Source organism: Acidovorax sp. WCS2018Noco2-16 (assembly GCF_031843945.1).
GTDB lineage: Bacteria > Pseudomonadota > Gammaproteobacteria > Burkholderiales > Burkholderiaceae_C > Paracidovorax.
Genome location: NZ_JAVTJJ010000001.1, coordinates 943,619 through 963,947, shown reverse-complemented (window position 1 = coordinate 963,947; position 20,329 = coordinate 943,619). Strand labels below are relative to the sequence as shown.

Below are 20,329 nucleotides of genomic sequence, written 5' to 3'. Positions count from 1 at the left end.
CTTTCAGCCCGCGCCGCCTGCACGCAGCTGGGCCGACACGTCGGCGCCCAGCGCTTCGGCCTCGGCTGCGCGCTCCACGGTGGCCTCGGCAAACGCGTGCACCAGCGGGCGGCGGCCTTCCGGGTCGCCCCAGGCGGCCTGCAGCCGCAGCGTTTTGTCTGTCCAGCGGGCATGCGCGGCCAGCGGCATGGAGCAACTGCCGCCCATGGCGCGGCTGACGGCGCGCTCGGCCGTCACGGCCAGGCCCGTGGGCAAGTGCATGAGGGGCGCCAGCGCGGCGATCAGGTCGTGCCGCTCGCCCAGCACCTCGATGCCCAATGCGCCCTGGCCGGCGGCCGGCAGCATTTCGGCAGGATCAAAGGCGGTGCGGATGCGGTCCGTCAGGCCCAGGCGCTTGAGCCCGGCGGCGGCCAGCACGATGGCGTCGTAGCGGCCTTCGTCCAGCTTGCGCAGGCGGGTGTCCAGGTTGCCTCGCAGCGGCTCGATCTTCAGGTCCGGGCGCAGCGCCTGCAGCAGCACCTGGCGGCGCAGGCTCGATGTGCCGACCACGGCGCCCTGCGGCAGGTCGGCCAGCGACGCGTATTGCGGCGACACGAAGGCGTCGCGCGGGTCTTCGCGCTCCATCACGCAGGCCAGCACAAAGCCCTCGGGCAGCTCCATGGGCACGTCCTTGAGGGAATGCACGGCGATGTGCGCGCGGCCTTCTTCCAGCGCCACTTCCAGCTCTTTCACGAACAGGCCCTTGCCGCCCACCTTGCTGAGCGATCGGTCCAGGATCTGGTCGCCCTTGGTGGTCATGCCCAGCAGGTCCACGGCATGGCCGCGCGCACGCAGCAGGGCCTGCACATGCTCGGCCTGCCACAGGGCCAGGCGGCTTTCGCGCGTGGCGATGGTGATGGAGAGAGCGGGGGAGTTTTCTGGGGTCATCGCGGGGCTCGAAAAGGCCGCTGCCAGCAGACAAAAGGGGGCCTGGAACGCGTGCTGGACAGGGTGCCCGGGATGCTAGCATGCTGCGCTGCAGCAGCCCTGTTGACGCAAGTCATAGAAACCAAGAACCACGACAACCTGCGCCGACGCGCCTGGAGATCTCTGCATGAACGCGACTTCCCGCAAGACCGACGCCGCCAGCGGCACGCCCGTGGTGGTGGCCCGCAAGACCGACAAGGATTTGCCGCTGATCCAGGACATTCGCCTGCTCGGCCGCATTCTGGGCGATGTGATCCGTGAGCAGGAAGGCGTGGCCGCATATGACCTGGTCGAGCAGGTGCGCAAGCTGTCTGTGGCGTTCCGCCGCGATGCGGACCAGGACGCCGACAAGGCGCTCAAGAAACTGCTCAAGGGGCTGACGGGCGACCAGACGGTGAGCGTGATTCGCGCCTTCACGTATTTCAGCCACCTGGCCAACCTGGCCGAAGACCGCCACCACATCCGCCGCCGCACCGTGCACGAGCGTGCCGGCAGCGCGCAGGAAGGCAGCATCGAAGTGGCGCTGGCGCGGCTGCGCTGGGCCGGCATTGCGCCGCGTACCGTATCGCAGACGCTGGCGAAAAGCTACGTGGCGCCGGTGCTCACCGCCCACCCCACCGAAGTGCAGCGCAAGAGCATTCTGGATGCCGAGCGCGACATCGCCACGCTGCTGACCCAGCGAGACGACATCACCGACCGCGCGCAGCTCTACAACAGTGCGAAAGACGCGCTCACGCCGCGCGAGCTGGCCACCAACGAAGCCGGTCTGCGCGCCCGCGTCGCCCAGCTGTGGCAGACCCGGCTGCTGCGCTATTCCAAGCTCACGGTGGCCGATGAGATCGAGAACGCGCTGTCGTATTACGAATCGACCTTCCTCTCGGAGATTCCGAAGATCTACGCCGATCTGGAACGCGAGCTGGGCAACCAGCCCGTGGCGAGCTTTCTGCGCATGGGCCAGTGGATCGGCGGCGATCGCGACGGCAACCCGAACGTCAGCGCGGCCACGCTGTCGCTGGCGCTGGGACGCCAGGCCGAGGTGGCGCTGCGCCATTACCTGACCGAAGTGCATTACCTGGGCGGCGAGCTGTCGCTGTCGGCCCGCCTGGTGAAGGTGTCGCCCGAAATGCAGGCGCTGGCCGAGCGTTCGCCCGACACCAGCGAGCACCGCCAGGACGAGCCTTACCGCCGCGCGCTGACCGGCATGTACGCGCGCCTGGCGGCCACGCTCAAGAACCTGACCGGCGGCGACGCTGCGCGCCACGCCGTGGCGCCGCAGAACGCGTACCCGTCTGCAGGCGACTTTCTGGCCGACCTGCGCGTGATCGAGGCCTCGCTGCATTCGCACGGCGGCGCTGCCATGGCCGCCGAGCGTCTGCACCCGCTGGTGCGCGCGGTGGAGGTCTTCGGCTTTCACCTGGCCACCGTAGATTTGCGCCAAAGCTCTGACCAGCACGAGCGGGTGATCGCCGAGCTGCTGGACACCGCGCGTGTCGAGCCTGACTACGGCGCGCTGCCCGAGCCCGAGCGGCGCGCGCTGCTGCTGCGCCTGCTGTGCGACGCCCGGCCGCTGCGCGTGGTGGGCGCCACGTATTCCGAACACACGACGGCCGAGATCGCCATCTTCGAGACCGCGCGCCAGATGCGCGAACGCTTCGGCGCCGAGGCGATCCGCCACTACATCATCAGCCACACCGAAACGGTGAGTGACCTGCTGGAGGTGCTGCTGCTGCAAAAGGAAGTGGGCCTGATGCAGGGCACGCTGGACGGCCCAGCGCGTGCTGATCTGATCGTCGTGCCGCTCTTCGAGACCATCGAAGACCTGCGAAATGCCGCGCCCATCATGCGCGAGCTGTATGCGCTGCCCGGCTTCGCCGCGCTGGTGCGCGCCAGCGGTGCCGAGCAGGACATCATGCTGGGCTACAGCGACAGCAACAAGGACGGCGGCATCTTCACCAGCAACTGGGAGCTCTACCGCGCCGAGATCGCGCTGGTGGCCCTGTTCGACGACATGAACGCCGCCGCGCTGCCGGCCGCGCCCATTCAGCTGCGCATGTTCCACGGCCGGGGCGGCACCGTGGGGCGTGGTGGCGGGCCCAGCTACCAGGCCATCCTGGCGCAGCCGCCGGGCACGGTGCGCGGGCAGATCCGCCTGACCGAGCAGGGCGAGGTCATCGCCTCCAAATACGCCAACCCCGAGATCGGCCGGCGCAACCTGGAAACGCTGGTCGCCGCCACGCTGGAGGCCACGCTGCTGCAGCAGACCAAACCTGCGACCAAGGCCTTCCTGGAAGCGGCCGCGCAACTGTCGCAGGCCAGCATGGGCGCCTACCGCGCGCTGGTCTACGAGACCCCGGGCTTTACCGAGTACTTCTTCAATTCCACACCGATCCGCGAGATCGCCGAGCTGAACATCGGCTCGCGCCCCGCGTCGCGCAAGGCCAGCCAGAAGATCGAAGACCTGCGCGCCATTCCGTGGGGCTTCAGCTGGGGCCAGTGCCGCCTGACGCTGCCGGGCTGGTACGGGTTTGGCGCGGCGGTGGAGGCGTTCATCAAGGCGCCGGGCGAAGACCCGAAGGCGCGCCTGGCGCTGTTGCAAAAGATGTACCGCCAATGGCCGTTCTTTCGTACGCTGCTGTCCAACATGGACATGGTGATGGCCAAGAGCGATATGGCGCTGGCGTCGCGCTACAGCGAACTGGTGACCGACACGCGCCTGCGCAAGAGGGTGTTCGGCGCCATTGAGGCCGAATGGCAGCGCACCGGCGACGCCTTGTTGCGCATCACCGGCGAGCGTCAGCGGCTGGCCGGCAACACGGCGCTGGCGCGGTCCATTCGCCACCGGTTTCCGTACATCGACCCGCTGCATCACCTGCAGGTCGAGCTGGTGCGACGCTGGCGCGGCGGTCAGGGCAACGACCGGGTGCAGACGGGTATCCACATTTCCATCAACGGCATTGCGGCGGGCTTGCGCAACACGGGTTGATCCATGGCCGGTGGCTGTTGCTGATGGGTGGGCCGGGACGGGTGGGCTTGGAACTTGCGTGCTCGCCCTGGTCTTCGTGAAAAGAGTGGAATCGTGCAAAGCGCTATGACAGGTTGGTTGCGGCGTCTCTGGGCGCAGGACGCGTTCGTCTACAGCCTGCGGGTGTTCGTGGCGCTCAGCGGCGCGATGGCTCTGTGCTGGTGGATTGGCCGGGTGCCGCTGGTCATCCCGGTGTTCCTGGGCATCATCGCCAGCGCGCTGGCCGAGACCGACGACAGCTGGCGCGGCCGGCTGCGGGCGCTGCTGGTCACGCTGAGCTGCTTTGCGGCGGCGGCGTTTTCGGTCAAGGCGCTGCTGGGCTGGCCGATGGGCTTCGTCGTGGGACTGGCGCTGTCCACTTTCGGCTTCACCATGTTGGGCGCCCTGGGCGAGCGCTACCGCGCCATCGCATCGGCCACCGTGATCCTGGCGCTGTACACCGCCATCAGCGTGGTGCCCAGTCAAAGCGAGGGCAGCCCGTTCTGGCATGTGCCGGCCCTGCTGCTGGCGGGCGCGGCCTGGTACGGTTTGCTCTCGCTGGCCTGGTGCGTGCTGTTTCCGCACCAGCCGGTGAGGCAGAACCTGGCGCGGCTATACCGTGAGCTGGGCGCCTACCTGCGGCTGAAAGCCAGCGTGTTCGAGCCGGTGCGGGCGGTGGACATGGAGCGCCGCCGCCTGGCGCTGGCCCAGACCAACGGCCGCGTGGTGGCTGCGCTCAACAGCACCAAGGAAAGCCTGTTCTCCCGGTTGGGCCGCCAGCCGCCCACGGGCCGCATGCTGCGCCACCTGAACCTGTACTTCGTGGCGCAGGACATCCACGAGCGCGCCAGCTCGTCGCACTACCACTACAACGAATGGGCCGACGTGCTGTTCCACAGCGACGTGCTGTACCGGTGCCAACGCGTGCTCAAACTGCAGGGCGTCGACTGCACGCAGGTCGCAGATACGCTGCAGCTGCACCAGCCCTTCGTGCGCGACGGCGAGGTCGAGCGCGCACTGGCCGACCTGCACGACTCCATCGCCTACCTGGAGCGCCAGCAGCAGGCTGCCTGGCAGCGCCCGCTCAGATCGCTGCGCGCGCTGGCGCGCAACCTGGCCACGCTGGATGCGCAACTGACCGCCGCCACCCACCCCGAAGGCGGCGAGCGCCTGGGCGACAGCAGCCTGTTCGACCGCACGCCGCGCTCGCTGGCCGACGCCTGGGGCCGCGTGCGCGCGCAATTGCATGCGGGCTCGCCGCTCTTGCGGCACGCGGTGCGGCTGTCGCTGTCGCTGGCAGCGGGCTATGGCGTGATGCAGTTCACCGACCCGGCGCACGGCTACTGGATCTTGCTGGCAACCCTGTTCGTCTGCCAGCCGACCTATGGCGCCACGCTCTCGAAGGTCACGCAGCGCGTGGTGGGCACGGCCGTGGGGCTGGTGGTGGGCTGGGCGCTGCTGCGGCTTTTTCCGAGCCTGCAGCTGCAGGCGCTGTTCGCGGTGGCTTCGGGCGTGCTGTTCTTCGTCACGCGCACCAGTCGATATCTGACGGCGACGGCGGCCATCACGCTGCTGGTGCTGATGTGCTTCAACCAGAGCACGGGCGACGGCTACGCGCTGATCTGGCCGCGCTTGCTGGACACGATGGTGGGCAGCGCCATCGCGGCGGCCGCCATGCTGCTGGTGCTGCCTGACTGGCAGGGCCGGCGCCTGGCTGCCGTGGTGGCGCAGGCGGTGCGGTCCAACGCACTTTATCTGCGCGAGATCATGTCGCAGTACGCCACCGGCAAGGCGGACGACCTGGACTACCGCCTGGCGCGCCGCACGGCGCACAACGCCGACGCCGCGCTGTCCACCGCGCTGTCGCAAATGCTGCAGGAGCCGCGCCCCGTGCGCCGCCATGCGCGGCTGGGCATGCAGGTGCTGGTGCAGTCGCACACGCTGCTGAATTTTCTCTCGGCACTGGGTGCCCACCGGGGCCAGCTGGCCATCGAGGAGAACGACCCGCTGGTGGCCCAGTCAGCCGAGCACGCGGCCGGGCAGATCGAGCAGATCGCCCAGGCACTGATGGCACGCCGCCCGCCGGTGCCCGACGACGGCACCGCCGCCGCCCTGGCCGATGCGCTGGAGCGACAGGCCGACACGGCCGGCGAGCCGCTGCGGCTGGTGCTGACGCAGCTGGCGCTGGTGTGCCGGCAAATCGCGCCGCTGGGCATCATCGCTGCGCAGCTGGTGGCAGGCCCGGCGGCCTTGGCCGAGGCGTCGTCAGTCGCCCAGTAGCTCGCCCACCGGGCGCAGGTCGTCCACCCGGTCGCAGATGGCCTTGACGATCATCATCACTGGAATGCCCAGCAGCAGGCCCCACAGGCCCCACAGCCAGCCCCACGCCAGCACGCTGACGAACACCGCCACAGGGCTCATGGCGCTGGTGCGGCTGGTGAGCCACGGCGTGATGAGGTTGCCGATGATGGTGTGGATGATGAGCGACGCACCGCCGATGGCCAGGGCCATGTCCAGCGTGCCGAACTGCAGGAAGGCGACCAGGGCGGATGTGCCGGTGACCACCAGCGAGCCGATGTAGGGTGCCAGGTTCAGCGATGCGGCCACCACACCCCACACGGCCGGGTTTTCCAGCCCCAGCGCCGCATAGGCGGCCCACGTGGCAAAGCCCACCAGCACGCTGGTGAACACCTGCACCAGCAGGTAGCGCTGGATCTGTTTGGTGATGTCTTCCAGTACCTCGGCCGTAATCCGGCGCCGCTCCAGGCTGCTGCCGGCGATGCGCATCAGCTTGCGCTTGAAGAGGTTGCCCGACGCCAGCGAGAAGAAGGTGAGGAACACCACTACCGTCATCTGGCCGACGGCGGACGCGAGGCCCATGGTGCCGCTCCAAACGTAGTCGCGGATGTTGAAGGGCGGGCGCTCGATCACCACGCGCTGCACGCCGCGCTGCGTCTGCGGGGGCGCGGTTCCGGCGGCGGCCTGCTCGATCTGGCTGGCCGCGCGCTGCACGGTGTCCAGCGGGCTGGGGCCGCTCACGCGTTCGCGCACGGCATCGCGCACCTTGCGGGCGGCCACGGGCAGCGAATCCACCAGTTCGGCCGCGCCTTCGTTCAGCGACCAGGCCGTGCCACCCAGCGCGCCGAGAATGCTCAGCAGCAGCACGCCAGCGCCGGCCCAGCGCGGCACATGCCAGCGGTAGAGCCACTGCACGGCAGGCCGCAGCGAGATGGTCAGCAGCACGCTGAGCATGAGTGGAATGAACACCGCGCTGGCCCAATGCAGCACGGCGATGCTGGCAAACAGCGCCAGCAGGGCGAGCGACATGCTGCGTATGTCTACCGGCATGTTCAGCACGATGCGCTGGGCCTCGGCCTGCACGGCGGCAGCGGCCTGGGGCGTCAGGCTGGGATCGGCGGGTGGCGTCACCACCTTGGCAAACGGCTCGTCCGGCGGGGCTGGCTCGCTTGCAACGGCCTCGCCAGCGGCGGCCGGTGGCTCGTCGGCGGGGGCGCTGGCGGCTTCTGCGGGCTGTTCGGCCGCTGGCGAGGGCTCCACGGCCGGGCGGGCGGTGGAGGTGGAGGAAAGAGGCGTTTCGGGCATGGCCGCGATTGTGCGTCGGCCGTGGCCGCGCCGCGCGTAGGCGGCCACCGCAGCGCCGTCTGGTGCGCCGTGCCGCGCAGCATCGGCGCCACACTTGTGCTGGCTGCCCGCCGGTTTTGAGTGAAATAGGCCTGTAGCGCTTGATGGGTAAGCGTTGGTAGCTATTAATATAATAGCAATCTGATCCGAGGCTGTTGGAGGGCCGCCGGTGTTGCCTTGAACACCAGCGGGCAAGCAGCCCCTGAAAGCCTGCGCTGTTCGGCCGATTCAGCGGAGCCCGGAGCCTTAGCATTCCGCAATGCTTCTCGAACCACGCGCCCCGGGCGCTTCCCGCCACGCAACCGCTAACGCGGTGCTCCGTATCCGGCCTGCGCGCCGGACTCTGCCGCTGGCCCGCACATGCGCCGTTGCCGCGGCGACGGTGTGGGCCCTGACCGGCTGCGTCGCGCCCCCGCAGGACGTGCCAGCACCCGCAGTGCACGCGCTGTCTACCCAGAAGACCGCCCGCGCCGCCCACCACTGGGACGTGCTGGCGACCGACGTGGCCGCGCAGGTGGCCGACCGGCTGCGCGAATGGCCGGCGGGCGAGCATCCGATCCACGTGGCCTTGTCGCCCGACGACTCCGGCTTCGGCCGGGGGTTCAAGCAACTGGTGGTGACGCGGCTGGTCGAGCGCGGCCTGGCGGTCTCCACCGACGCGGGCCCGCTGCAATTGCAGATCGCCACGCAACTGGTGCAGCACCATGCGGGCGCGGCGCCCACGTCCAACGGGCCGTGGGTGGCCGACGGCGTGCGCACCGACCGCAGCCCGGTCGTGCCCACGCCAGACATCGCTGCCGGCGCGCTGCGCACCGAAGTGCTGGTGACCACCTCGCTCGAGCGCGAGCAGCGCATTCTGGTGCGCACCTCCGATGTCGTATCCATCGCGCAGGACGACGCGGCGCTCTACCAGGCACGCGTGATTCAGCCGGCCGCTGCGCCGGTGCCGATCATGCGCACCTGGAGGGTTGTGCCATGACGACCGACCGATCGTCCGTGTCGCCACCGGGCCGGCGCCTGGTGTTGCGGGCTGCCTTGGCGGCCGCTGCCACCGTCATGCTGGGCGCCACGGGCTGCGCACGCTTTTATTACGGCAGCGCCGCGCCCACCGATCCGGTGGATCTCGTCGAAGCCAATTACCGCGCGGCCGACGTGCTGCTGCAGACCGCGCCGCTGGACCCAACGCTGCCCGTGCTGGTCGCCACCATCGTGCAGGTGGACCGGCTCAGCGAATCGTCGCGCCTGGGCCGCGTGATTTCCGAACATATCTCTGGCCGGCTGGCGCAACGCGGCGTGCGGGTGACCGAGTTGAAGCTGCGCGAAACATTGGCCATGCGGCCAGGCCAGGGCGAGCTGCTGCTGTCGCGCGAAGCCCGCGAGGTGACGCAGGCGCAGTCGGCGCAGGCCGTGGTGGTGGGCACCTACGCGGTGTCGTCCGGTGCGGTGTTCGTCAGCCTGAAGCTGGTGAACCCGGTCGGCAACATCGTGCTGGCAGCGTGCGACTATGCGTTGCCGATGGACGGCACGGTGCGCGGGCTGGTGGCAGCGCAGTAAAGACTCTGTCGGGGTATGCTATTAAATTGGTAGCTGATTGCGCTGGTGGATAAAGCGCTGGAGGCCTGAAAGGCCTCCATTTTTTTTGTCTGATGCGGAAGTGGTGCGCTTAAGCTCAATGCAGCATCAACGCGCCGGCGCTCTTGCTCTTGCCTGCGCGGGCCGGCGGGTTGCACAGGCCGCAGACATAACCCCGGTTCTCATACAGCTCGGTCACGAACTGGCCGTTGCACTGCGTGCACTGCGTGCGCGTCAGCATGCCGGCATCGACGAACTTGACGAGGCGCCAGGCGCGGGTAAATGACAGCAGCGGCTCGATCTCGGCCGTGGCGACTTGCTCGTTGTACAGGCGGTAGGCCTTGGTCAGCAGTTCCACCGAGTCCAGGTCCACGCCCTTGGATAGGTATTCGTAGATGTTCAAAAACAGCGACGAGTGGATGTTCTCTTGCCACGTCAGGAACCAGTCGGTCGAGAAGGGCAGTTGGCCCTTCGATGGCGACTTGCCCGCGATCTCCTTGTAGAGTCGAATCAGCCGCTCGTACGACAGCGTGGTTTCCGATTCCAGCACCTGCATGCGCGCGCCCATCTGGATCAGCAACGCGGCGCGTTCGATCTGCTTGGATTCGTTCAGGACGCTTTTGACGGGTGCGGACATGGCGGGCTTTCGAAGGACGGTGAAGGGAGAGGCGAACGGTGCGATGAGCCAGGGCGGCTTCAGAGCACTTCCGACACGCGGCTGGCCATCAGGATGTTGGCGTGCAGCGCGTTGGTCGCTTCGTTGCCCACCTTGCGGGGCGTGTTGTGGTTGGTCAGCAGGCTCCACACCAGGCTATCGTCCACCCGGAAGCTGCACAGCAGCGTGTTGCGCGATGCCAGCTTGAGCACCTGCGCCGACGACAGCGAGGCCAGCAGGTCAGCCGCGTCTTCGTTCATGCCCAGACGGAACACCGCCTCCGCCTTGTCGTGACGGATCAGCGTCTGGGCCAGCATCAGGTAAGTGAGGTTGGCTTCGCGGATTTCAGCGAGAAGTTGTTCGGAGGTCATGTTCAATCCTTTTTCCAGTACCCGGTTCGGCGTTGCATGCGGTCTGCATGTGTTGCCTGATCCGTTGAAATGGATTGTGAATTCGCCCCAAACAAAAATTAAGTCGGGGGCTGGCTGCGCGTAGCGTCTGGTTGGCGCGCCGTTCTTGTAGGAATTTGCCTTACAAGCGCGTCTCGTCCGTTGGTGCGCCAAAGCCTTGCTCCAGACTCCTGTCACTGTGAAGCAACCGTCAGGCGACGCCCTGGACTGTGCTGTGCCGAGTCGGCCCTGGCGCTGCAGGCTGACAAATGGCCGTCCGACTGTTACATGTGGGCGCTGCGGCAAAACGGCGGCAAGCGGGGCGGAATGCTGTCTTATCGCGCCACCCATGCTGCTCTGAAAATGCTAGCACTCGGAATACCGTGCAGGCATGAAAAAACGGGCCGAAGCCCGTTTGTTTGTGTAGAGCGCCCGGAAGCGCCCTGGTGACTGTCTGCTCAGTCCTCTTCGCTCATCTGCGACTGCAGGTAGTTCTGCACGCCCACCTTGCTCAGCAGGTCGATCTGGGTTTCCAGAAAGTCGATGTGCTCTTCCGTGTCGTCCAGAATGCCCTGCAGCAGGTCGCGGGAGACGTAGTCGCGCACGGTTTCGCAATGGGCGATGCCGGCCTTGATGGTGGCCTGCGCGCCCAGCTCGGAGCGCAAGTCGCATTCCAAAATCTCTGGCACGTCTTCACCGACCTGCAGCTTGGCCAGGTCCTGCAGGTTGGGCAGGCCGTCCAGCATGAAGATGCGGTCCATGATCTTGTCGGCATGCTTCATCTCGCCGATCGACTCTTCGTATTCCTTCTTGGCCAGCCGGTCAAAGCCCCAGTGCTTGAGCATGCGGTAGTGCAAGAAGTACTGGTTGATGGCCGTGAGTTCGTTCTTCAGTTGCGCCTGCAGATGCGCAATGACTTGATCGTCGCCTTTCATGGGGCTCTCCTCTTTATCTATCTATGTATGGGTAATGCGCGCATTGTCGTGATCCAGGTCACGCCACACAAGGCAAGACCCCGCCTTGCCGGTCTGCGTGCGTGTGAGGCTGAGTCGCTTTCTCGTTTGGCGGCCTCATTGGATCGGACTTTCACCACGTCTTAATCGATAGCAATTGACAATCGAACTCATGGGTTCAATTAATTGGATTGATCGGGGGTTTGCACCTAGACTTCAGTCTTGTTCTTACCCATCCGCTCCATTCATTAAGGAAAAAGCAATGTCCCTGATCAATACGCAAGTGCAGCCCTTCAAAACCACCGCCTTCGTGAACCGCGACGGCAAGGGCGACTTCGTCGAAGTGACCGAAGCCAATCTGAAGGGCAAGTGGTCGGTTCTGATCTTCATGCCAGCCGCATTCACCTTCAACTGCCCCACCGAAATCGAAGACGCGGCCGACAATTACGCCGAGTTCCAGAAGGCCGGTGCCGAGGTCTACATCGTCACCACCGACACGCACTTCTCGCACAAGGTCTGGCACGAAACCTCCGACGCCGTCGGCAAGGCCAAGTTCCCGCTGGTGGGCGACCCAACGCACCAGCTGACCAAGGCTTTCGGCGTGCACATCGATGAAGAAGGCCTGGCGCTGCGCGGTACCTTCGTGATCAACCCAGACGGCGTGATCAAGACCCTGGAAATCCATTCCAACGAAATCGCCCGTGACGTGTCGGAAACCCTGCGCAAGCTCAAGGCTGCCCAGTTCACCGCCGCCAACCCAGGCCAGGTCTGCCCCGCCAAGTGGAAGGAAGGCGCCAAGACGCTGACGCCTTCCCTGGATCTGGTCGGCAAGATCTAAGCGACTCCCGTTCGCTAGCAGGAGGCGCCGCCCGGCGCCTTCCGGCCGGACCTCAGCATGGCGCCCCTGCGCCATGCCGTCCGGCTTTTTTTCGCCCGCTTTTTTGCCTGACCGCCAGCCCGCGCTGGCCCCACAACTCGAACTCCACAGGACACTTCCCATGCTCGACGACCAACTCAAATCCCAACTTTCCGCCTATCTGGAGCGCGTGACGCAGTCGTTCGAGATCGTGGCGTCCCTGGCCGACAGCGAAACCTCCGTGCAGACCCGCGAGCTGCTGGAAACCATCCAGACCCTGCGCAGCGACAAGATCAGCCTGCGCACCGACGGCAACGACGCACGCAAGCCATCGTTCACCCTGCAGCGCGCCGGCGCCCAGAACAGCCTGCGCTTTGCCGGCCTGCCGCTGGGCCACGAATTCACGTCGCTGGTGCTGGCACTGTTGTGGACGGGCGGCCATCCGCCGAAGGTGGAAGCCGACGTGATCGAGCAGATCCAGGCACTGGCACCGGCCGATGGCAGCGACTTCAATTTCGAGGTCTACATGAGTCTGACCTGCCACAACTGCCCTGACGTGGTGCAGGCGATGTCGCTCATGGCCATCATCAACCCGCGCATCAAGACCACGGTGATCGAAGGCGGCGCCTTCCAGCAGGAAGTGACCGAGCGCGAAATCATGGCCGTGCCCATGGTGTTCCTCAACGGCAAGGTGTTCGGCTCGGGCCGCATGACGGTCGAAGAAGTGATCGCCAAGCTCGACACTGGCGCGGCTGCGCGTGAAGCCGCCAAGCTGTCGGCCAAGGCGCCCTACGACGTGCTGATCGTCGGCGGCGGCCCTGCCGGCGCGGCGGCTGCCGTGTACGCCGCCCGCAAGGGCATTCGCACCGGCGTGGCGGCCGAGCGCTTCGGCGGCCAGGTCAACGACACGCTGGACATCGAGAACTACATCTCGGTCAGCAAGACGGACGGCCCCAAGTTCGCTGCCGCGTTGGAGCAGCACGTGCGCGACTACGAGGTCGACCTGATGAACCTGCAGCGCGCCCGTGCGCTCAAGCCCGCCGCCACCGAAGGCGGCCTGATCGAGATCACGCTGGAAAACGGCGGCACGCTGCAGTCGCGATCGGTCATCATTTCCACCGGCGCGCGGTGGCGCAACATGAACGTGCCCGGCGAAGAGCAGTACCGCACCAAGGGCGTGACGTACTGCCCGCATTGCGACGGCCCGCTCTTCAAGGGCAAGGCCGTGGCGGTGATCGGCGGCGGCAATTCGGGCGTGGAAGCGGCCATCGACCTGGCCGGCGTGGTCAAGCACGTGACGGTGCTGGAATTTGCCGGCGAGCTGAAGGCCGACGCCGTGCTGCAACGCAAGCTGCGCAGCTTGCCGAACGTGGACGTGATTCTGAATGCTCAGACCACCGAGGTGAACGGCGACGGCAACCGCGTCACGGGCATCACCTACAAGGACCGCACCAGCGAGGAAGTGCGCCAGATCGCGCTCGAAGGCATCTTCGTGCAGATCGGCCTGCTGCCCAACACCGACTGGCTCAAGGGTACGGTGGAGTTGTCGCGCTACGGCGAAGTCGTGGTGGACGCGCATGGCCGCACCAATGTGCCGGGCGTGTTCGCTGCAGGCGACTGCACGACGGTGCCCTACAAGCAGATCGTCATTGCGGCCGGCGACGGCGCGAAGGCCGCACTGGGTGCGTTCGATCACCTGATCCGCACGTCGGCACCGGCTTGAGGCCCAATTATGTGAGGGGGTGCATGCCTCAGACGACAGACAGAAAGCTCCCGTTCGGCCTGAGCTTGTCGAAGGGCTTGCGACACACGAGCCTTCGACAAGCTCAGGCCGAACGGTGGATATGTCTGAGGTAGGTTTCTATTCATGTTAAATCGGCCTCTATCGCTTATCCATCAAGCGCTATTAGCTATAAAAAAAGGAGCATCCGAAAGGTGCTCCTTTTTTCTTGTGCGCCGTTCGCTTGGCGCCGACGACTCCGCTTCAGTCAGGCGTTGGCGCCGCGCCGCTGGCCCAGCCGCCGCCCAGCACCTTGTACAGCGTGATGCGATTGGCCTGCTCGGCCAGTTGCAGCGAGATCTGCGTCTGCTGCGCGGTGTAGAGCGTGCGCTGCGCGTCCAGCACCGCCAGATAGCTGTCGGCGCCCAGGCGAAAGCGGCCCACCGACAGGTCGAGCGCGCGCTGCGTCGCATCCACCAGTGACGCCTGCGCGGCGAGCCGCTCCTGCAGCGTGGCGCGGTCGGCCAATGCGTCGGCCACCTCGCGGAAGGCGGTCTGGATGGACTTGTCGTACTGCGCCACGGCCGTGTCGCGTGCCACTTGCGCCACCTGCAGATTGGCCTGGTTGAGTCCGGCGGTGAAGATCGGCAGGCGGATCTGCGGCGCGAAACTCCAGGTGCGATTGCCGCCATCGAACAGGCCCGACAGCGCATTGCTGGCCGTGCCCACCGAGCCGGTCAGCGTGATCGACGGAAAGAACGCCGCGCGCGCTGCGCCAATGCTGGCGTAGCTGCCGCGCAGCGTGTATTCGGCCGCCTGCACGTCGGGCCGGCGCAGCAGCACGGTGGCGGGCAGGTCGGCCGGCACGGCCAGCAAGGCTGTGGCGGCGGCAGGCGGTGGCGGCAACGGCGCGCTGCTGGTGGTGCGCAGCGTGTCGCCGGGCGAGCCGGTTGGCGCGGGGCTGGCGTCGGTGCGTTCGGCCGCTGCCACGCTGTCAGGCAGCAGGGCGGCCGGCACCGGGGCGCCGACCAGCAGCGCCAGCGCATTGCGGTCGCGCGCCACCTGGGCGGCGAAGGTCGCCACATCCACGCGGGCCGAATCGACGGTGGTTTGCGTCTGCGCCAACGTCAGTCCCGATACGCCGCCCAGCGCATGGCTCCGGCGCGTCACGTCCAGCGACTGCTGCCGCGTGCGCAGCGTTTCGCGCGCCAGGCGCAGGCGGCGGCTGTCGGCGTCCAGCGTCAGCCAGGCATTGGCGATGTCGGCGATCAGGCTCAGCTCCACACTGCGGCGGCTTTCGCCCGTGCGCAAAAATTCTTGCAGCGCTGCGTCGTTCAGGTTGCGCACGCGGCCGAAGAAATCGATCTCGTAGCTGGAAAAGCCCAGCTGCGCGCTGTATTGCTCGCCCACGCTGGAGCGCCCGGCGGTGGTCAGGTCGTCGGCCGTGCGGCTGCGGCTGCCGCCCGCCGTGGCGTTGACCGACGGGAACAGGCCCGCGCGCTGGATGCCGTACTGCGCCCGCGCCCGTTCGATGGCCAGCAGCGCCATGCGCAGGTCGCGGTTGTTGGCGAGCGACAGCCCGATCAGTTCCGCCAGGCGCGGCTCCTGCACGAAGGCGCGCCAGTCCATGGGGCCGGCGTCGGCCAGCAAGGGCACGGCATCGGCAGCCGAAGCGCTGGTCGCTGCGGCTGCGGCGGGCTGCGGTGCATCCGCCAGCGTGGCAGGAACGGGCAGAGCGGGGGGCTGGTAGGTTGGCGCCAGGTTCACGCAGCCGGTCAACAGGGCGGTCGCCACGGCCGTGGCGATCAGGCAAAGCGGGGGAGTGTTGCGGCGCTTCATGCTGCGGATCCTTGCGGGGCAGGGTGCGGCGCAGGGCCGTCCGGCGGCGGCGTGCGCTTGGCGAAGAATCCGCGAATCAGCACGAAGAACACCGGCACGAAGAAGATGCCCAGCACCGTGGCTGACACCATGCCGCCCAGCACGGCCGTGCCGATGGCCTGCCGCCCGCCCGCGCCCGCGCCAGTGCCAATCGCCAGCGGCAGCACGCCGAAGCCGAAGGCCAGCGAGGTCATCAGAATGGGCCGCAGCCGCAGGCGCACCGCCTCCAGCGTGGCGTCGATCACGCTCTTGCCCTGTGCCTGCAGCTGCGTGGCGAACTCCACGATCAGGATCGCGTTCTTGGACGCCAGCCCCACCGTGGTCAGCAGGCCGACCTGGAAATACACGTCGTTGGACAGCCCCCGGCTGCCAATGCCCAGCAGCGCCCCCACGACGCCCAGCGGCACCACCAGGATCACCGAGAACGGCACCGACCAGCTTTCATACAGCGCGGCCAGGCACAGGAAAACGAACAGGATCGAAATGGCGTAGAGCAGAGGCGCCTGCGAGCCCGAGAGCCGCTCCTGGTAAGACGCGCCTGTCCACTCGAAGCCGATGCCGGCCGGCATCTCCTTCATGACCTGCTCGACCGTGTCCATCGCCGCGCCCGAGCTGACGCCGGTGGCCGCGTCGCCCACGAATTCATAGCTGGGGCTGCCGTTGTAGCGCTGCAGCTGGGGCGAGCCGTAGGTCCAGTACGTGCTGGAGAACGAAGAGAACGGCACCATCTGACCCTGGTTGTTGCGCACTGTCCAGGGCGCGATGTCCTGCGGCAGCATGCGGTAGGGCGCGTCGCCCTGCATGTACACGCGCTTGACGCGGCCCTTGTTCAGAAAGTCGTTCACGTAGGTGCCGCCGATGGCGCTCGACAGTGTGCTGTTGATGTCGCCCGTGGCCAGGCCCAGGGCGCCGGCCTTGGCGTCGTCGATGGTCACGCCCAGCTGCGAGGTGTCGTCGGGGTTGTTGCTGCGCACGTTGGCCAGTTCGGGCCGCTGGCTGGTCAGTTGCAGCACCTTGTCGCGCGCGACCACCAGGGCGTCGTGGCCGACGCTGTTCAGGTCTTTGAGCTGAAAGTTGAAGCCCGCGTTGGCACCCAGGCCGCGCACCGCTGGCGGCAAGATGACGAAGATGCGCGCGTCGCGGATCTTGCGCAGGTCGTTCGTGGCCTTGCGGGCGATGGCGTCGGCGCTTTGTGACGCCAGCGGGCGCTCGCTCCAGTCCTTGAGGCGCACGAAGCCGCGCGCCGAACTTTGGTCGCCGTTCGAGCCGGTGATGGAGTTGAAGCTCACCACGTCGGGCTGGGCCGCGAAGTACTTCTGCACCTCACCCATCACAGCCTGCAGGCGCGTGTTCGACGACCCCGCCGGCAGCGTGATCTGCACCTGCACGGCGCCCTGGTCTTCGTTGGGCAGGAAGGCCGTGGGCAGGCGCATGAACAGCACCGCCATGCCGCCCACGATGAGCGCGTAGACGATCATCATGCGGCCACCTCGGCGCACGATGCGGCCCACGCCGCGCTGGTAGCCGTCGGCCGTGCGGTCGAAGCGGCGGTTGAAGCCGTTGAAGAAACGGTCGAGCCAGCCCATGGGGCCGCGCCGGGGCGTGCTGCCGTGCGGGCTGTGCGCGCCCTTCGGAATGGGTTTGAGCAGCGTGGCGCACAGGGCCGGTGTGAGCGTGAGCGCCACCAGTACCGACAGCACCATCGCCGAGACGATGGTGATCGAGAACTGCCGGTAGATCACACCCGTGGAGCCGCCGAAGAACGCCATGGGAATGAACACCGCCGACAGCGTGAGCGTGATGCCCACCAGCGCGGGCGTGATTTCGGCCATCGACTTGCGCGTGGCTTCTTTGGGCGACAGGCCTTCCTCGCTCATCACGCGCTCGACGTTTTCCACCACCACGATGGCGTCGTCCACCAGCAGGCCGATGGCCAGCACCATGGCGAACATGGTCAGCGTATTGATCGAATAGCCGGCGGCCGACAGCACGCCGAAGGTGCCCAGCAGCACCACAGGCACGGCAATGGCGGGAATCAGCGTGGCGCGGAAGTTCTGCAAGAACAGGTACATCACCAGCACCACGAGGATCATGGCCTCGGCCAGCGCCTTCACCACCTCTTCGATGGAGGCTTCCACGAATGGCGTGGTGTCGTAGCTGGTGAAAGGCTTGAGCTGGTACGGAAAGAACGGCTGCAGCTGGGCGATGCGGGCATTCACCGCCTCGGCCACTGCCATGGCGTTGGCCCCATCGGCCAGCACCACGCCCATGCCCGCGCCGGGCTGGCCGTTCAGGCGCGAGGTGATGGTGAGGTTCTCGGCACCCAGCTCGATGCGGGCCACGTCCTTCAGGCGCACCACGGCGCCGTCGGTCGCCACCTTCAGCACAATGTTCTCGAACTCCTCCCGGCTTTGCAGCTTGCTGCGTGCGGTGATGGTGGCGTTGAGCTGCTGTTCGCCCACGGCGGGCAGGGCGCCCAGCTGGCCGGCCGACACCTGCGCGTTCTGCGCGTTGATGGCGTTGCCCACGTCGGACGGGATGAGCGCGAATTTCTCCAGCTTGGCCGGATCCATCCACACGCGCATGGCGTAGGGCGTGCCCAGCGTGGCCACGTCGCCCACGCCGTCGATGCGGCTGATCACATCAACCAGGTTGCTGGAGATGTAGTCGCCGATGTCCACCTGCGTGACCGACGGATCGGGCGAGGTGAAGGTGATGATCATCAGGTAGTCGTTGCCACCCTTGGTGACGGTGACGCCCCGGCTCTGCACGGCTGGAGGCAGGCGCGACATGGCCTGCTGCAGCTTGTTTTGCACCTGCACCTGGGCCACGTCGATGTTGGTGCCCGCGTTGAAGGTCAGCGTGGTGCGCGAGCCGCCCGAGGCATCGCTGGTCGAGCCCATGTAGATCAGGTTGTCCAGCCCTTTGAGCTGTTGCTCGATGACCTGGGTGACCGACTCTTCCACCGTCTTGGCCGATGCGCCCGTATAGGTGGCGCTGATGGACACGCGCGGCGGGGCGATGTCGGGGTATTGCTCCAGCGGCAACTGGCGGATGGACATGCCGCCCGCCAGCATGATGACGATGGCGATGACCCAAGCAAAGATGGGCCGGTTGATGAAGAACTGTGCCATGGGGCGCGTCCTGCGGTCAGCGCGCCGCGGCCGGCGTGGCAGCCGCTGGCGCGGACGCGGTCGGTGCTGCAGCAGCGGCGGATGCGCCCGGCGCTGCGGGGGCTGCAGGCGCGGCGGCACCGCCCTGGCCCTGCGGCTTGACCTGCACCTCCACCGCCTGCACCGTGTCGCCCGGCTTCACGCGCTGCAGTCCGTCGACCACCACGCGATCGCCGGCGGCGATGCCGCTCGTCGCCAGCCAGCGGTTGCCCACCGCATCGCCCACCTGGATGCGGCGGCGCTCGACCTTGTTCTCGGCGTTGACCAGCAGCACGCTGGCGTTGCCCGCGGCATCGCGCGTGACGCCTTGCTGCGGCACCAGCAGCGCCTGTTCGTTCACGCCGGTCTGCAGCACGGCGCGCACGTACATGCCGGGCATCAACAGGCCTTCGGGGTTGGGGATCACCGCGCGCAGCGTGATCGCGCCAGTGGTGGGGTTCACGTTCACGCCGCTGAACTGCAGCCGGCCCGGTTGTGGGTAGGTGCTGCCGTCTTCCAGCACCACGTTGATGCGCGCATCGCCGCCCTCCACGCGCTGAAAGCGCCCTTGTGCCAGCTCGCGCTTGAGACGCAGCACCTCGGTGGTGGACTGGGTGACGTCCACGTACAGCGGATCGGTCTGCGAAATGGTGGTGAGCGCGGCGGTCTGGTTGGCCGTGACCAGCGCTCCAGGCGTGACGGTGGACGTGGTGGTGCGGCCGCTGATGGGCGCCTTGATGCGGGTGTAGCCCACGTTGATGCGGGCGTTTTCCACCGCTGCCGTGGCCACGGCCAGGTCGGACTGCGCCTGCGCCAGCACGGCCTGGCTGTCGTCGTACACCTGGCGGCTGATGGCGTCTATTTTCACCAGCTCGGCATTGCGGCGGGCATTAGTCTCGGCGGTGCCGACGGACGAGCGGGCCTTGGACTGCGCAGCCTGGGCGCTGGCAAGCGCGACCTCGAAGGGCGAAGCGTCCAGCTGGTAGAGCACCTGGCCGGCCTTGACCTGGGCGCCTTCGGTAAAGAGCCGCTTTTGCACGATGCCACCCACCTGCGGGCGGATCTCGGCGCTGAGGTAGGCTGTGGTGCGGCCGGGCAGCTCGGTGGTGACCGTCTGGCGTTCGGGCTGAAGGGTGACGACCCCCGCCTGCACCGGCGCACGCGCGGCGGGCTTTTGCGATGCCTTGTCCGAACAGGCGGCCAGCGCCACAAAAGCGGTGGCGCAAGCCAGCCACCGAGCGCCGCGCAGGCTCATCGCAGAAGGCAGGGAAGGAGACATGGTGGAAGCCGCAGAGGCGGGCGTGAGAAACGCTGGAGGCGCGCTGTCGCGAAGGCGGAAGAACAGATTCATCGGGCGGGCGCTATCCGGATCATGTGGGGTGCGAACATTTTGCCGGGCAATGTGGGAGAAAGGTTGAAGCGCCTACGCCCTGGCAGGTCAGCACGTCGGGCGGCGGCGGTGGGTGATGTAATCCTGCGGCGGGCCGTGGGCTCGTCGCGTGTGGGCGGGCTTGTCCGCCACTCTCCTCCGTTCCAATGCCAACC

General features: G+C 67.2%; 14 protein-coding genes. 6 read left to right on the top strand and 8 right to left on the bottom strand.

What is annotated here, in order from left to right; translation table 11 throughout:
- Window positions 1-3: 3 nt before the first annotated feature.
- Window positions 4-927: a hydroxymethylbilane synthase gene (gene hemC / locus RQI28_RS04345; protein ID WP_311221331.1), complete on the bottom strand. Its 924-nt coding sequence runs from the start codon at window positions 925-927 to the stop codon at window positions 4-6.
- Between the two features lie 166 nt (window positions 928-1,093).
- Between hemC and ppc the strand changes: the two genes are divergently transcribed.
- Window positions 1,094-3,949, top strand: coding sequence for a phosphoenolpyruvate carboxylase (gene ppc, locus RQI28_RS04340; protein WP_311221330.1), 2,856 nt, complete (start codon window positions 1,094-1,096; stop codon window positions 3,947-3,949).
- A 105-nt stretch (window positions 3,950-4,054) separates the two neighbouring features.
- On the top strand, window positions 4,055-6,247 hold the full coding sequence (gene yccS, locus RQI28_RS04335; RefSeq protein ID WP_311221329.1) for a YccS family putative transporter: 2,193 nt from the start codon (window positions 4,055-4,057) through the stop codon (window positions 6,245-6,247).
- Here yccS and RQI28_RS04330 read toward each other — a convergent pair.
- Window positions 6,233-7,570, bottom strand: coding sequence for an AI-2E family transporter (locus RQI28_RS04330; RefSeq protein WP_311221328.1), 1,338 nt, complete (start codon window positions 7,568-7,570; stop codon window positions 6,233-6,235). The two genes, yccS and RQI28_RS04330, sit on opposite strands and share 15 nt — an antisense overlap.
- A gap of 352 nt (window positions 7,571-7,922) precedes the next feature.
- On the opposite strand from RQI28_RS04330, the gene RQI28_RS04325 reads away from it, so the two are divergent.
- The gene (locus tag RQI28_RS04325; protein ID WP_311230885.1) at window positions 7,923-8,588 is read left to right on the top strand and encodes a hypothetical protein; all 666 of its coding nucleotides are present in this window, start codon (window positions 7,923-7,925) and stop codon (window positions 8,586-8,588) included.
- Window positions 8,585-9,163 carry a FlgO family outer membrane protein gene (locus tag RQI28_RS04320; protein ID WP_311221326.1) on the top strand — a complete coding sequence of 193 codons (579 nt, stop codon included), beginning with the start codon at window positions 8,585-8,587 and terminating at the stop codon, window positions 9,161-9,163. The genes RQI28_RS04325 and RQI28_RS04320 overlap by 4 nt, the downstream gene beginning before the upstream one ends.
- A gap of 115 nt (window positions 9,164-9,278) precedes the next feature.
- Here the strand turns inward: RQI28_RS04320 and flhC are convergent, their stop codons facing one another.
- The 3 genes from flhC to bfr all read right to left on the bottom strand — a co-directional run bounded on the left by flhC (window position 9,279) and on the right by bfr (window position 11,160).
- Window positions 9,279-9,818 carry a flagellar transcriptional regulator FlhC gene (flhC, locus tag RQI28_RS04315; protein ID WP_311221325.1) on the bottom strand — a complete coding sequence of 180 codons (540 nt, stop codon included), beginning with the start codon at window positions 9,816-9,818 and terminating at the stop codon, window positions 9,279-9,281.
- A 59-nt stretch (window positions 9,819-9,877) separates the two neighbouring features.
- Entirely contained in the window at window positions 9,878-10,207 is a 330-nt protein-coding gene (gene flhD / locus RQI28_RS04310) for a flagellar transcriptional regulator FlhD (protein ID WP_311221324.1), read from the bottom strand.
- Between the two features lie 476 nt (window positions 10,208-10,683).
- Window positions 10,684-11,160 carry a bacterioferritin gene (gene bfr / locus RQI28_RS04305; protein WP_311221323.1) on the bottom strand — a complete coding sequence of 159 codons (477 nt, stop codon included), beginning with the start codon at window positions 11,158-11,160 and terminating at the stop codon, window positions 10,684-10,686.
- Window positions 11,161-11,440: 280 nt separating this feature from the next.
- Between bfr and ahpC the strand changes: the two genes are divergently transcribed.
- Window positions 11,441-12,016, top strand: coding sequence for an alkyl hydroperoxide reductase subunit C (gene ahpC / locus RQI28_RS04300; RefSeq protein ID WP_311221322.1), 576 nt, complete (start codon window positions 11,441-11,443; stop codon window positions 12,014-12,016).
- A gap of 160 nt (window positions 12,017-12,176) precedes the next feature.
- Window positions 12,177-13,757 (top strand): alkyl hydroperoxide reductase subunit F, encoded by a 1,581-nt coding sequence (gene ahpF, locus RQI28_RS04295; protein WP_311221321.1) that lies wholly within the window; start codon window positions 12,177-12,179, stop codon window positions 13,755-13,757.
- Between the two features lie 261 nt (window positions 13,758-14,018).
- Here the strand turns inward: ahpF and RQI28_RS04290 are convergent, their stop codons facing one another.
- Genes RQI28_RS04290 through RQI28_RS04280 form a run of 3 tightly spaced genes read right to left on the bottom strand, consistent with a single transcriptional unit; the run spans window position 14,019 to window position 20,063 of the window.
- Window positions 14,019-15,593, bottom strand: a complete 1,575-nt coding sequence (locus RQI28_RS04290; RefSeq protein ID WP_311221320.1) for a TolC family protein — start codon at window positions 15,591-15,593, stop codon at window positions 14,019-14,021.
- Window positions 15,590-18,766, bottom strand: coding sequence for an efflux RND transporter permease subunit (locus RQI28_RS04285; protein ID WP_311221319.1), 3,177 nt, complete (start codon window positions 18,764-18,766; stop codon window positions 15,590-15,592). The genes RQI28_RS04290 and RQI28_RS04285 overlap by 4 nt, the downstream gene beginning before the upstream one ends.
- Window positions 18,767-18,782: 16 nt before the next feature.
- On the bottom strand, window positions 18,783-20,063 hold the full coding sequence (locus RQI28_RS04280; protein ID WP_404976823.1) for an efflux RND transporter periplasmic adaptor subunit: 1,281 nt from the start codon (window positions 20,061-20,063) through the stop codon (window positions 18,783-18,785).
- Window positions 20,064-20,329: the final 266 nt, after the last annotated feature.

What these genes read in the sequence shown, in the direction of transcription:
- hemC (WP_311221331.1), bottom strand. Translation starts at nt 927, where the DNA reads ATGACCCCAGAAAACTCCCCCGCTCTCTCCATCACCATCGCCACGCGC.
- ppc (WP_311221330.1), top strand. Translation starts at nt 1,094, where the DNA reads ATGAACGCGACTTCCCGCAAGACCGACGCCGCCAGCGGCACGCCCGTG.
- yccS (WP_311221329.1), top strand. Translation starts at nt 4,055, where the DNA reads ATGACAGGTTGGTTGCGGCGTCTCTGGGCGCAGGACGCGTTCGTCTAC.
- RQI28_RS04330 (WP_311221328.1), bottom strand. Translation starts at nt 7,570, where the DNA reads ATGCCCGAAACGCCTCTTTCCTCCACCTCCACCGCCCGCCCGGCCGTG.
- RQI28_RS04320 (WP_311221326.1), top strand. Translation starts at nt 8,585, where the DNA reads ATGACGACCGACCGATCGTCCGTGTCGCCACCGGGCCGGCGCCTGGTG.
- flhC (WP_311221325.1), bottom strand. Translation starts at nt 9,818, where the DNA reads ATGTCCGCACCCGTCAAAAGCGTCCTGAACGAATCCAAGCAGATCGAA.
- flhD (WP_311221324.1), bottom strand. Translation starts at nt 10,207, where the DNA reads ATGACCTCCGAACAACTTCTCGCTGAAATCCGCGAAGCCAACCTCACT.
- bfr (WP_311221323.1), bottom strand. Translation starts at nt 11,160, where the DNA reads ATGAAAGGCGACGATCAAGTCATTGCGCATCTGCAGGCGCAACTGAAG.
- ahpC (WP_311221322.1), top strand. Translation starts at nt 11,441, where the DNA reads ATGTCCCTGATCAATACGCAAGTGCAGCCCTTCAAAACCACCGCCTTC.
- ahpF (WP_311221321.1), top strand. Translation starts at nt 12,177, where the DNA reads ATGCTCGACGACCAACTCAAATCCCAACTTTCCGCCTATCTGGAGCGC.
- RQI28_RS04290 (WP_311221320.1), bottom strand. Translation starts at nt 15,593, where the DNA reads ATGAAGCGCCGCAACACTCCCCCGCTTTGCCTGATCGCCACGGCCGTG.
- RQI28_RS04285 (WP_311221319.1), bottom strand. Translation starts at nt 18,766, where the DNA reads ATGGCACAGTTCTTCATCAACCGGCCCATCTTTGCTTGGGTCATCGCC.
- RQI28_RS04280 (WP_404976823.1), bottom strand. Translation starts at nt 20,063, where the DNA reads ATGTCTCCTTCCCTGCCTTCTGCGATGAGCCTGCGCGGCGCTCGGTGG.